The following is a 12,043-nucleotide window of genomic DNA, read 5'->3' on the forward strand; positions in this document are numbered from 1 at the left end:
GAAAAAAATCTGGTGGACTATGCAACCGCCTTCCCTCCCCAGGCGTATTCGGATGGGGAGGGGTTACCGTCCGACCCAGTGCCTACTCGGACAAGTAGGCGCCTCGGACATGGTTGCGGTGCCGGGGTGCGAGCTGACTCGCACCCCGGCACCCGTGCTGTCCAGGGCCTTTTCCCTGGCCGCTGCGTCTAGGACATGGACGAGCGATGAACAGGGCTGCTGTCCAACGACGGTCACGGACTACCCTGCGTCCCACTGGACGGTATATTCACAGGTCCACCGGTAGTACCCCTGGCCCGGAAGGACGCTCATGACATCGGTGAGCCAGCACCGGCCCACCTCCGGACCTCGTCATCTGTGGGTGGACGCTGCCCGCGGATGCGTCGTGATCATGGTCGTCGTCATGCACGTCGGGCTCTACCATTTTCAACCACTTGCGTTGGATGCCGTGGCTGGGAACGACAGTCCGGCCTTGGATTTCTGGATTGGCGTGGACAGCGCCTTGCATCTGCTGCGCATGCCTGCCCTTCTGGTCCTTTCTGGATGGCTCGCGTCCTCCCGCATCAGAGAAGGCTTGGGTAGTCGACGTACTCGTCGAAGTATCTATGCCAACGCCTACCTCTACCTGCTGTGGTTAGCGATCTACACCGGCGTCACCGTCCTTTTTGACGCCGGGGACGTCGCGCAGGCACCCACCCCCGAGACCTGGTGGATGCAGCTCTGGAAGCCCTACACGACCTTGTGGTTCCTCTCCGCGCTGGTCTGGTATACCACCGCGATGTCCCTGCTCCGCCGCTTCCCGCCGCCGCTGGTGCTGGTCGGCATGTTCCTCCTCGGCTGGGTCTCCAGCTCACTGTGGACCGTCGATGAAGGTTTGTGGGCCAACATCCCCCACCTGGCGATCTTCTTCGCGATGGGGGTGTATGCCCGCCCCGCGGTGGCACTACTGACTCGACACCCGGTGCGATCCTTCGGGATAGGCCTCGCTGGCACGATCGTGTTCGTTGAGATCGTTCAACGCATCGGCACCCAGTTCCTCTTCTACCCCGTAGACGTCATTGCGGCCTTATGTGGGGTGGCCACGATCTTTGCGGGGACCTCCTTGGCTGCGCATTGGGCAGCACCCGTCGTACGCCCCATCGCCTGGGTCGGCCGACGTACCTTGCCTATCTACGTCACCCACTACCTGGTGCTCTTGGTCTTGACCAAGACGGACAGCGGCCCCCTCTCCGACATTCCCGAATTGATGATCTCCCAGGAGGCGACCCGGTGGATCTACCCGGCGCTGCTCACCGCGGTGATCGTCGGGACAGCACTGGCGCTGAAGGAAATCTGCGACCGGATCGGGCTGCGGTGGCTGTTTGCCCTCCCGCACCTTCCTCACCCGTCGCGATACCTGCTCACCCCGCGGCAGTTCATCACTCAGGTGCGCGGTCTGCCCCGCCAGCCGGCAACCATCCCGGCAGCACCGGTGATCGTGGTGGCACCGCGTCCAGACGGACATACGCCGCCCCCAGAGACGGACGAGGATCACGCTCACCGTAATTGGGCCACAACGCCATCGCGCGCTCAGCCTGTGCCGTGATCGTCAGCGACGGGTTGACCCCCGGATTCGCGGACACCGTCGACCCATCGACAATGTGCAACCCGGGATACCCAAAAACGCGATGATACGGGTCCACGACACCGTCCTGCGGTGTCGCTCCAATGACACATCCGCCGAGGAAATGCGCGGTCATCGGGATGTCAACCACCTCCCCCAGGCTCGACAACGGGAAACCACCGATCCGCTGCGCCACCCGACGCATGGCCTCGTTACCCACCGGCACCCAGCTCGGCGTCCGATCACCACCACTGTGCTGTGACATCAGATGCCAACCCCGCCACCAGCGCCGACGCCCAGACACCACCAACGAGTTGTCCCGGCTCTGCATCACCAAGGCGATCACGCCCCGTTCCGACCAGTGCGGCAGCCCCACCAGCATCGACACCATCCGTCCTGGATGACGCACCACTTCCCAGCCCACCCCTGCCAGCCGACCCCACCGACCGCGTCCCCCGTCAGTCATCGGGGCCGTCAGCAACCCCATCAGGTTGGAGCCAGCCCCATACCGGCAGGGCTCAAGATGAGTGATCTCGTCAGGGTGGTACGACGAGGTGATCGCCACTCCCCGACTAAAGTCGGCAGGAGCTTTCCTGGCCCCGGTGCTAGCTCCGCACAACGCTTCCGAATTGGTCCGAGTCACGTGACCCAACCGTGGTGAGAGTCCGTGCAGTGCGCCTTCCGCCTTCAACCGGGACAACAACAACTGCGTCCCCCACGCTCCCGCCGCGACGACCACCTGCCCGGCCTGATAGGTCCGGCGCTCCCGTCGCGTCCACCACGGCCCAGTTTGACGGGTCACTACGTCGTAGCCACCGCCCGGTCGCGGCCGCACATCCACGACGGTGCGACGCTCCTCCACCACGGCACCGGCCTGCTGGGCCAGGTGCAGGTAGTTCTTCACCAGGGTGTTTTTTGCCCCGTATCTGCACCCCGCCATACAGTCACCGCATTCCACGCAGCCGGTGCGGACCGGACCGATGCCACCGAAAAACGGATCCGGCACGGACCTTCCTGGCTCACAGCGTCCCTCCCGGCCGAAAAACACCCCCACCGGAGTCGACCGGAACGTGTGCTCTCGTCCGACATCTCGCGCCAACTCCCGAAACAGCCGATCCGCAGGAGTCAACGTCGGGTTCGTGACGACACCGAGCATCCGCGACGCCACCTGGTAGTACGGCGCCAATTCTGAACGCCAATCAGTGATCTGCGCCCACTGCGGGTCGCAATAAAAAGCGTCGGCCTGGGGGACATACAACGTATTGGCGTAGTTCAGCGATCCTCCACCGACACCAGCACCTGCCAACACCACGACGTGGGGCAACAGGTGGATTCGTTGAATTCCCATCAACCCCCATCGGGGAGCAAACAGAAACCGACCGATCCGAGTCGTCCGAGCGTGATCGGCGTCATCAAACCGACGTCCTGCCTCCAGCACTCGCACCCGGTATCCCTTTTCCACCAGGCGGAGCGCAGACACCGCACCACCAAACCCTGACCCAATGATCAGGACGTCGTCCGCAACGGCAGCCGAGGCGCGCATGGCGCATACCCTAAGGCGCCGTCACCGGATGATCGGGCGGACACGCTATCCCCCACCCCGCACTGACAGTTCAGTGCTGCAGATGGCGGTCCAAGAAGTCCAATACTTGCCCCTGCATGGCCGGATCACGGTAGAACACCGGCGCTGAATGTCCTCCCGGCGCCAACCGCATCTCCACCGGAGTCCCCGATCCGCGCAGCGCGGCGTACATCCGCCGTGACTGGCTCTGCGGCACCACGCAATCCGTCGTACCGTGCATCAACAGCACTGGCGTCCGAGTCTGACCGGCATGACTCAACGGACTGGCGTTCAACGCCGCCTCCCGCATCGACTCAGCCTCCGGGTCACCACCAACCAGACGGCCCTCGGCACTGCGCGGCCCCCGCGCAATCACGGGACAACCCGCTGACGTGCGATCAGTGAACAACCGCACCAAATCCGTCACCGGGTAGTAGGCGACCACGGCACGCACCGCGCTGGAGGCTTCGACGGCACCCACCCGGCCCTCCAAGCTGTCACCGCCAGCGCCACCACCAGTCAACCCGGCCATCAACGCCAACTGTCCGCCAGCGGAGTCACCGGCCACCGCAAACCGCTTCTCGTCCAACCCCCACCGGTTCGCATGGATCCGCAAAAACCGAATTGCCGCCTTCACATCATGAAGTTGCGCCGGGAAAGGATCCCGGGAGACAAACCGGTAACGAACGCTCGCCACCGCATAGCCCCGCTCAGCAAGCACCTTCCGCAACGTGCCGTACGACGTGTTCACTGGCATCGCTTTGTCACCAAATGACCACGCGCCGCCGTGGACAAACACCACCAAGGGAAACGGGCCCGAGGTCGCCTGCGGCAGATACAAGTCCAGGCGGTGCGCGGTGTCGGTGTCACCGGCGTACGCCACGTCAGACTGGGAGGGAACCCGCGATGACATCGGCGAGATGTCCCCGGTGGCACTCGCGGACGTGGAACCCACCACCACGGCAATCACAGCAGCCGTGATCATCCACCGCGGGCCTCGCCTCATGACTCTCCGTTTCTGCCGTGCACTGTGCGTGAGCCTCAACCCGATCAAGGACCAGGCCACACCGCGATGATCATGTATCTGCTCAGACGAAGAACACCCTCGTGAAGTTCCTCACAGCACCGGTGCGACCTCTTACGGATCAGCTTCCCACGCCGACCTAGACACTCCCGGTCACTCCACCGTGGTGTCTTCACTGTCGGCAGGTCGACCCGATCCGACAGGTATTTTCACCGGTCCGGCCGAATCCGACGTCCACGCCGGCAACATCCCTGAGCCATCAGACCGCCGAGGAGTGATCTGACGGGGTCGCCCGGCGACGCACCGCCACCTGATACACCACCGTGAGCAGGGCGATCCACAACACCCCCACCACGAAGGACACCCGGGTCTCCTCGTTCCAGGCCAAGGTGGCGATCACCAACACCATGAATGCCACCGCGATCCACGATCCGATGGCACCGCCTGGGCTGCGGAACCCGGACTCGGGGAGATCACCGCGCGAAATCCGTCGACGCATCACGATGTGTGAGCTGAGGATCATCAACCACACCCACACGGTGGCGAACGTCGCGATCGACGCGATCAGCACGAAGACGTCCTTCGGAATCGCTGCGTTCAGCACCGCTCCCACCGCGAGCGCCGCGCACATCACGGTGGTGGCGGGCCAGGGCACGCCGCGGGTGGTGACGGAGGTGAAGAAGGCGGGGGCGTGGCCTTCTTCGGCCATGCCGAAGAGCATGCGTCCGGCGCCGAAGGTGTCGGAGTTGATGGCGGAGATCGCTGCGGTGATCACGACGACGTTGAGGAGCGCGGCGGCCATGGGGACGCCTAGTGCGGCGAAGATTTGCACGAAGGGGCTGGATTTGCCGTCGATGACGGTCCAGGGCAGCAGGGACATCAGCACGATCATGGTGGCGACGTAGAAGAGCAGGATGCGCACGGGTACGGAGTTGACGGCGCGGGGGATGGCTCGGGCGGGGTCGTCGGCTTCACCGGCGGTGATGCCGACGTTTTCGACGCCGCCGAAGGCGAAGACGACTACTGATAGTGCGGCGAGGCAGCCGCCGAGGCCGTAGGGCGTGAAGCCGTCGTGTCCGATGAGGTTGCCCAGTCCGCTCTGGTAGCCGCCGGAGAGGTTGGTCCCGGTGAGGAGGAGGGCGATGCCGCCGAGGACCATGGCGACGATGGCGCCGACTTTGACGAGGGTGAGCCAGAATTCGGTTTCGCCGTACGCTTTGACGCTGATGGCGTTGATGCCGGCGACCAGCAGGATGATGACGACGACCCACATCCATTGGGGTGATTCGGGGAACCAGTACTGCATGTAGACGCCGAAGGCGGTGACGTCGGCGAGGGCGACGACGATCATTTCGAAGACGTAGGTCCAGCCGGTGACGAATCCGGCGAAGGGGCCGAGGTATTGGGTGGCGTAATGGCCGAATGATCCAGCGACGGGTTCGCGGACCGCCATTTCGCCGAGGGCTCTCATCACGAGGTACACGCCGGCGCCGGCGACGAGGTACACCAGGATGACCGCTGGTCCGGCTGCGGCGATGGCGCTGGCGGAGCCGTAGAACAGGCCGGTGCCGATGGCGGAGCCGAGAGCGATGAATTGGATATGGCGCATCGACAGGCCGCGGGACAGCCCTGATCGGCCGACGTCATCGGTGTGAGTCACGTGTACTCCCTGGATGTGGGTGGGCGGCGCGCCCACCTGCGGCGCTGTCGTGCATCTGTCGGCTGCGCCTCGTCATTGTCGATCAGCGCGACAGTTGGTGCGGTGAAGGGCCTGATCGTGGACATCTGTGTCGTGGTGTGGCGCTCGGTGGGGGGCGGTGTGATGCTAAAACTTGCCGCCAAAATACCCCCGGGGGTATTTTGGCGGTGTGCGTTGGCGCTGGTCCATCGCCAGCAAGCTCGCCCGGTCGTCGTAGCAACACCGTCCCAACCCGCCCTAGGAGTCCCCATGTGCCGCCCCGTCCCTTGCACCAGCTGCGCCAAGACCACCTGGGCCGGTTGTGGTCGTCACGTCGATCAGGTCATGGCCACCGTCCCACCACAGCAGCGGTGCACGTGCCCACGCCCCGCAGGCAACACCCCGGGGATCATGTCTCGCTTGCTGGGGCGCTGACACCCACCCCAGCTTTTGCTACCACGACCAGGTCACGCCACGGCCTGTCCCACCGTCACAGAGTTGGAGAGTGATCCCTATGAAGGTCGTCATCGTCGGTGGAGTCGCCGGTGGCATGTCCGCCGCCACCCGGCTACGCCGCCGCGACGAGCACGCCGACATCATCGTTGTTGAGCGGGGAGAACACGTCAGTTTCGCTAACTGCGGCCTGCCCTATTACGTCGGTGGAGTCATCACTGAACGCTCATCCCTGCTGTTGCAGACTCCACAGAGCCTCGCGGCACGGTTTCGCATTGACGTCAGAGTCCGCCACGAAGTCGTCCACATCGACCGGAACGCCCGGTCCGTGACCGTCCGTGACCTCACCACCGGCACCGAGAGCACCGAAACATATGACGCACTAGTGCTCTCCCCTGGCGCGTCCCCTTATGTGCCGGACTTCCCCGGATCTGAGCACGCACTCCGGCTCCGCGATGTCGCTGACGTGGACCGGCTCGCTGCGGCTGTAGCTGATCATCCGCGACACGCCGTGGTGATGGGGGCCGGTTTCATTGGGCTTGAAGTCGCCGAGAACCTTGTCGCTCGCGGCATCTCAGTGACTGTCGTCGAACTCTCTGATCAGGTCCTCGCCCCGTTGGATCCCGAAATGGCGGCGCTGGTGCAGCAACGCCTCACCGAACACGGGGTGACTGTGCGGACCGGCGTCCAGATCCTCGACGTCACCGACCACACCGCCACCCTCTCTGACGGCTCCCGCGTCCCGGCAGACCTGCTGGTCGCCGCGATCGGCGTACGACCCGAATCTGGACTGGCCCGTGACGCTGGCCTGGACGTGGACTCCCGCGGCGGCATCGTCGTCGACGATCACCAACGCACTAGTGACCCGGCTATTTTCGCGGTCGGGGATGCCGCCCAGAAACGGGACGCTCTCGACGGCAGCGCCACCCTGGTGCCCCTCGCCCAGACCGCTAACCGGCACGGCCGTCTCGTCGCTGACGTCCTCACCGGACGAGACACCAGCTCAGCTGCTGTCCTCGGCACCGCCATTGTCGGGGTCTTCGGGATGCAAGTCGCCACCACCGGATGGAACGAAAAACGGTTGCGTGCGGCAGGCCGCGCCCACCAAGTCATCCACACCCATCCCGCCGACCATGCCGGGTATTACCCCGGCGCTCAAGGCATGCACCTAAAACTGCTGTGTGACCCGCACACCGGGGACATTCTGGGGGCCCAGGGCGTCGGTGATGCTGGCATTGACAAACGCATCGATGTCATCGCCACTGCCATCCGTGGCGGCTTGAACGCTACGGATCTCGCCGACCTCGAACTGGCCTACGCGCCCCAGTTTGGGTCAGCGAAAGACCCGGTCAACATGCTCGGATTCGTCGCAGACAACATCACTTCCGGCATGCTCCACACCATCCAGTGGCACGAGCTGGCGGCAGCGTTAGAAGACGGCGCTCACCTCATCGACGTCCGTACCCAAGGGGAGTACGACGCAGGTAGCATCCCTGGCGCAACGCTCATCCCTGTCGACGAGATCCGCGACCGGCTCGATGAACTCCCCGATGGTGACCTCATCGTGCACTGCGCCGTCGGTCTGCGCGGACATATCGCTGCCCAAATCCTGCAAGGCCACGGCCGGACAGCTCGCAACCTCGACGGCGGCTACGCCACCTGGGCCGCCGGCATGTCCAGTCGGAACTGACCCGGCCAGACGGTCGGGCTGTCCTGAACAGCCCGACCGTGCCACGCCGTCAGCTGATCCGATCAGCACCACATCATCAGATCAGCATCAGATCACCCGGTCAGGACCGTCCCGTCTGGGATACATCGGGCCTCTCCAGGATCATCCAAATGAACCCGCCCCACACAACGCACCCCCGCGCCGAACGTCCAATCACCCACGACCGTGAGAGCGTCGCACTGCCGCAACGACGGTGGACCCGCCGGGAACCTCGCCTCCAACCAGTCAATCCGACCGTAATAGCGCGGATCCAGATCCACCTGCGGTAAACCACGCAACGGTTCGGACACCTGCAACGACGCGTCCTCAGCATCGACGTACACATCACTGCGCAGCACCACCAGGTCCGCGCAGGACTTCACCGGGACGAACCTGCTGCGGGGCACCACAATCGCCGTCGCGTCAGGAAACACCTCGACCGCAGCACCCACGGCTGACTCGATCTGCACGACCGACGGGGACGTCGGATCACGCGGATCGACGGTTTTGGTGTTACGGATCAACGGCAACGGCAACACTCCCTCATGCCGATCCCACACTTCAGCGAAAACATCCAGGTCAATCCACACATTATTGCAATGAGCAAACGGATGTCGCCGCGCATCAGTGAAGGCCCCCATATCCGCCGCCGGACATTGCGCCGTATCCCGCAAAATGAGTTGCCCATCACGACGACGCCGCGCCAAATGTCCCCCCTTACGGTCCATCGCGGTCCGTGGAGTCACCTCAGCGGCATACCCTGCCCCGGAGGCTGCAAACCACGCCGCCAAGTGCGGATCCGGGGTGGCACCCAAGTTGTCGGCATTTGCGACGAACACATACCGCATCCCCCGCTCCCGCAACCGATCAACCACCCCTGACGCCACCAACGACGGATACAAATCGCCATGCCCAGGCGGACACCACTGCAGGTGCGGGGCGCGCGGCCACACCACCGGCCGCAGATCACGAGCGTCAAGTTTGGGCTCGCGGCTCTGCAACACATCCAACGGCAGACCCTCCACAGGCAAATCGACGTACGCCGCCAGCGCTGCCAAACTATCCGCCTGAGTCGCAAAAGAATCCAGAAGAATCAACGGCAACGGAACCTCCCAGCGACGACGCAACGCCAGGATCTGCTGGGCAATGACATCGAGGAATGTCGCGCTGCTCCGGGCCGCCAACAACGATTTGGCGCGCTCCATCCCCATCGACGTACCCAACCCCCCGTTGAGCCGCACGACAGCTGTCGCAGCGAGCGCCGCCCGCCGAGACTCCGGATCAGCATGCACATCTACGCCGTACGGCAGGTCCACGACCGGATCAATGTCACTCTCAGCCACCAGACCCGTCGCACCCGCAGCAAGTTCACCGTAAAGGCGCACGAAAGCCTTGATAGCTGCGTCAGATGACCCGTCGGCCCGTAACGCAGCCACCGCTTCGTCGGCACCTGTGGCGCTGCCCACGGAGATGTTTGACATCGTCACAGTCCTCACACGCTGGTCTGGTCACTGCCCATGAGACAACCTGCCTGATAGACAGCACGCACGTGCAACGGAGCTTCAGCACTGTCCGAGGTCAGCGCCAAAATATCTGCGCGGCTCCCCACCCGCAGCCGACCTGCCCCCCCAAACCCGGCCACATCCGCCGGGGTAGCGCTCGCCGCGGTCACAGCATCTGTCAACGGGACACCAGCGGTGCACACCGTCCACCGCAGCACGTCAACGAGAGTGGCGATGCTACCCGCGATGGACCCGCCGTCCGCGAGGCGACACACGGTGTCATCGACGATGATGTCCAGGTCGCCGAGGGTGTAACGGCCAGGTGGCATGCCACATGCGGACAGGGCATCGGTGATCAAGGCGATCCGGTGCGGGCCGACGAGGTCAAACAGCATCCGCACTGTCCCGGCATCCAAGTGGGCACCGTCTCCGATGACTTCAAGGATGAGGTCGCCGCGAGCCGCAGCGGCGAGGCATCCAGCGATGGGGCCCGGGTCACGATGTCGCAGCGGCCGCATCGCGTTGAACACGTGAGTGGCGATGGCTCGCCCCTGACGGGCACCACCGTGGACGACGTGGTCGATGGCCGCTCGGGTCTGTGCCTCAGTGGCGTCCGTGTGCCCTACTGCTCCGATGATGCCGTGTTCAGCGAGTACGGCGGGCAGCTGATCTGCGCCGGGACGTTCCGGAGCGAAAGTCATCTGAACAAGCGCATCAGCAGCACCGGCAGCGGCTGCGGTCGTGACCAGTCGCTCCACGAGGTGGACGTCAACATCGGTGAGCGCCGCTGGGTTTTGGGCGCCGCACCGGATGTCTGACAGGAAAGGCCCTTCAAGGTGAATCCCGTCGAGGAGCCCTTCAGCGACAAGACCAGCGCAGGTAGCGACTCCTGCGTCCAGGGTTGCGGGGTAATTCGAGACGAGCGATCCGACGAGGGTGGTTGAGCCGTGCTGACGGTGGTGGAGGGCGGCTCGTCGGGAGGCGTCCACGTCCGGGCCATATTCACCGCCGGCGCCACCGTGATGGTGGATGTCGACTAGCCCAGGAAGCAACAGCAGATCAGGGGACCAGCCAGGCGGGAGAGCGGCGGTTTGCCAGTGGGCAGGGAGATCACGGCAGGCTCCGGCGTACACAATCGTGTCGCCGTCGAGCACCAACGTTGCCTGAGGGGTACGACGCCCATCGTCGATGAGGGTGCCGTCGAGGCGCACCAGTCCGGGTCCGCACCGGTCGGAAGCAGTCGCGGATATGGTCGTCGGGGTGGGCGTCACGCTCGTCACGACACGATCATGGACCTTGTCGCCCAAGCATGCCTGACAGGGTCCACTCCACGGGCGATGTTGTGGCACAGCACGGGTCGTAGTCGGGATGTGCTTCCTCTCTGGTGGCTGCATGCCGGTAGTCGGCGCTCACTCACCATCTGCGTCGCTGGCATCAATGACCCACTGCGGTATTGGGACCGGTGGGGCTGCTGCGATCTCAGCTAATGACTCTTTAGTCCCCAGCCGGGCTCGTGCTTCCGCGTTCTCAAAATAGTAATGAACGACACGACCCACAAATTCTTTATGAAGTTGAGACTTTCCTTCAAAGGAAGAAGTCATGGGCAGCTCAACGTCATATGATCTATTCCGATATGGGGTGCGGAGCTGCATCCCTAGCAAAATGCGGACGCGCCGCCGAAGCATCACACCTGGGGAGACAGAGAGGCTCAACCAGCCTCGGGAGTCAACGACCTGATCCAGCGCATCCCAAGGAATGATTGTTTCCGTAAACTTATACTGCACGACAAGCGAATCTTCCGATAAAATATAGTCCCCCCATCCATTCCATAGTTTAGTGACAGGAATCAGCCCTGCACCCCAAAATAGGCTGCCAATTAAAAATCCGGGAATGGCGCTTTCTCGATGCGCTGAAATGCACAATGCCACACCGGGCGGAATAAAGATTCCAGCTAGTAGCCAGCCCCAGAGTCGGGGATATCCTGGGATGACTACCACCTTGCACCCAGATCGTCGAGCCGTATAAACCTCAGAAGTGGTCGGATATAATTCATGCAGCGCATTCAATGTGATAAAAATTACGACCATAAGAGACCAAGCGGCAATGATATTTGCCTGGTATTGCAGTTTAGCGATGGCCGCATGAAGCGAAATCACAAAGAGAGCACAAAAAGGAAGGGCCGCTATTGCATACCAAGAAAATTCCTTGAGAAACGCCCACAATCTCATCGGCGTCCCGTCGCCTTGAATTTTATTCATTGAGCAGATTCCTCCAGTTCGATACCACGGGCGTTATTCACGAGGTAGTAGCGACCCGCGCCCTGCACCCCGTGAAACAATCGATACACACCTGTCGCCATATATATACATAAAAACATCGGCCGCTTTGAGATCATTGGGTTAGGGCGTTATTCACGAGGCGTTAGCGACCCACCCCCTACACTCCGGGAAACAATCGATACACACCTGTCGCCATACACATATATAAAAACATCGGCCGCTTTGAGATCATTGG

The 12,043-nt window shown here is 63.1% G+C and carries 8 protein-coding genes and 1 pseudogene; 3 read left to right on the forward strand and 6 right to left on the reverse strand.

The window, feature by feature from the left end; all coding sequences use genetic code 11:
- Window positions 1-310: 310 nt before the first annotated feature.
- Window positions 311-1,306 (forward strand): annotated as a pseudogene (locus KEM60_RS16690) (acyltransferase family protein); the annotation flags it as partial.
- 112 nt (window positions 1,307-1,418) lie between these two features.
- Here the strand turns inward: KEM60_RS16690 and KEM60_RS14130 are convergent.
- From KEM60_RS14130 to KEM60_RS14140, 3 genes are all read right to left on the reverse strand, one after another.
- Window positions 1,419-3,146 carry an FAD-dependent oxidoreductase gene (locus KEM60_RS14130; protein WP_219108349.1) on the reverse strand — a complete coding sequence of 576 codons (1,728 nt, stop codon included), beginning with the start codon at window positions 3,144-3,146 and terminating at the stop codon, window positions 1,419-1,421.
- A 70-nt stretch (window positions 3,147-3,216) separates the two neighbouring features.
- Window positions 3,217-4,170: an alpha/beta hydrolase gene (locus KEM60_RS14135; protein WP_219108351.1), complete on the reverse strand. Its 954-nt coding sequence runs from the start codon at window positions 4,168-4,170 to the stop codon at window positions 3,217-3,219.
- 277 nt (window positions 4,171-4,447) lie between these two features.
- Window positions 4,448-5,797, reverse strand: coding sequence for an amino acid permease (locus tag KEM60_RS14140; protein ID WP_219108362.1), 1,350 nt, complete (start codon window positions 5,795-5,797; stop codon window positions 4,448-4,450).
- Between the two features lie 153 nt (window positions 5,798-5,950).
- Between KEM60_RS14140 and KEM60_RS14145 the strand changes: the two genes are divergently transcribed.
- A complete protein-coding gene (locus KEM60_RS14145) occupies window positions 5,951-6,301 on the forward strand; it encodes a hypothetical protein (protein ID WP_219108363.1) in 351 nt (116 codons plus the stop codon).
- A 79-nt stretch (window positions 6,302-6,380) separates the two neighbouring features.
- A complete protein-coding gene (locus KEM60_RS14150) occupies window positions 6,381-8,009 on the forward strand; it encodes an FAD-dependent oxidoreductase (protein WP_219108353.1) in 1,629 nt (542 codons plus the stop codon).
- A 92-nt stretch (window positions 8,010-8,101) separates the two neighbouring features.
- Here KEM60_RS14150 and KEM60_RS14155 read toward each other — a convergent pair whose 3' ends face one another.
- The 3 genes from KEM60_RS14155 to KEM60_RS14165 all read right to left on the reverse strand — a co-directional run bounded on the left by KEM60_RS14155 (window position 8,102) and on the right by KEM60_RS14165 (window position 11,787).
- Window positions 8,102-9,508 (reverse strand): UTP--glucose-1-phosphate uridylyltransferase, encoded by a 1,407-nt coding sequence (locus KEM60_RS14155; protein ID WP_219108355.1) that lies wholly within the window; start codon window positions 9,506-9,508, stop codon window positions 8,102-8,104.
- An 11-nt stretch (window positions 9,509-9,519) separates the two neighbouring features.
- Window positions 9,520-10,809 (reverse strand): N-acetylglucosamine-6-phosphate deacetylase, encoded by a 1,290-nt coding sequence (locus tag KEM60_RS14160; protein WP_255574687.1) that lies wholly within the window; start codon window positions 10,807-10,809, stop codon window positions 9,520-9,522.
- A 129-nt stretch (window positions 10,810-10,938) separates the two neighbouring features.
- Window positions 10,939-11,787: a hypothetical protein gene (locus KEM60_RS14165; protein ID WP_219108359.1), complete on the reverse strand. Its 849-nt coding sequence runs from the start codon at window positions 11,785-11,787 to the stop codon at window positions 10,939-10,941.
- Window positions 11,788-12,043: the final 256 nt, after the last annotated feature.

The organism is Austwickia sp. TVS 96-490-7B (genome assembly GCF_019331795.1).
Lineage (GTDB): Bacteria > Actinomycetota > Actinomycetes > Actinomycetales > Dermatophilaceae > Austwickia.

Bases quoted from the DNA above. Each gene is read 5' to 3' on its own strand.
- KEM60_RS14155 (WP_219108355.1), bottom strand. From the start codon at position 9,508: ATGTCAAACATCTCCGTGGGCAGCGCCACAGGTGCCGACGAAGCGGTG.
- KEM60_RS14130 (WP_219108349.1), bottom strand. From the start codon at position 3,146: ATGCGCGCCTCGGCTGCCGTTGCGGACGACGTCCTGATCATTGGGTCA.
- KEM60_RS14135 (WP_219108351.1), bottom strand. From the start codon at position 4,170: ATGAGGCGAGGCCCGCGGTGGATGATCACGGCTGCTGTGATTGCCGTG.
- KEM60_RS14165 (WP_219108359.1), bottom strand. From the start codon at position 11,787: ATGAATAAAATTCAAGGCGACGGGACGCCGATGAGATTGTGGGCGTTT.
- KEM60_RS14140 (WP_219108362.1), bottom strand. From the start codon at position 5,797: ATGCGCCATATCCAATTCATCGCTCTCGGCTCCGCCATCGGCACCGGC.
- KEM60_RS14150 (WP_219108353.1), top strand. From the start codon at position 6,381: ATGAAGGTCGTCATCGTCGGTGGAGTCGCCGGTGGCATGTCCGCCGCC.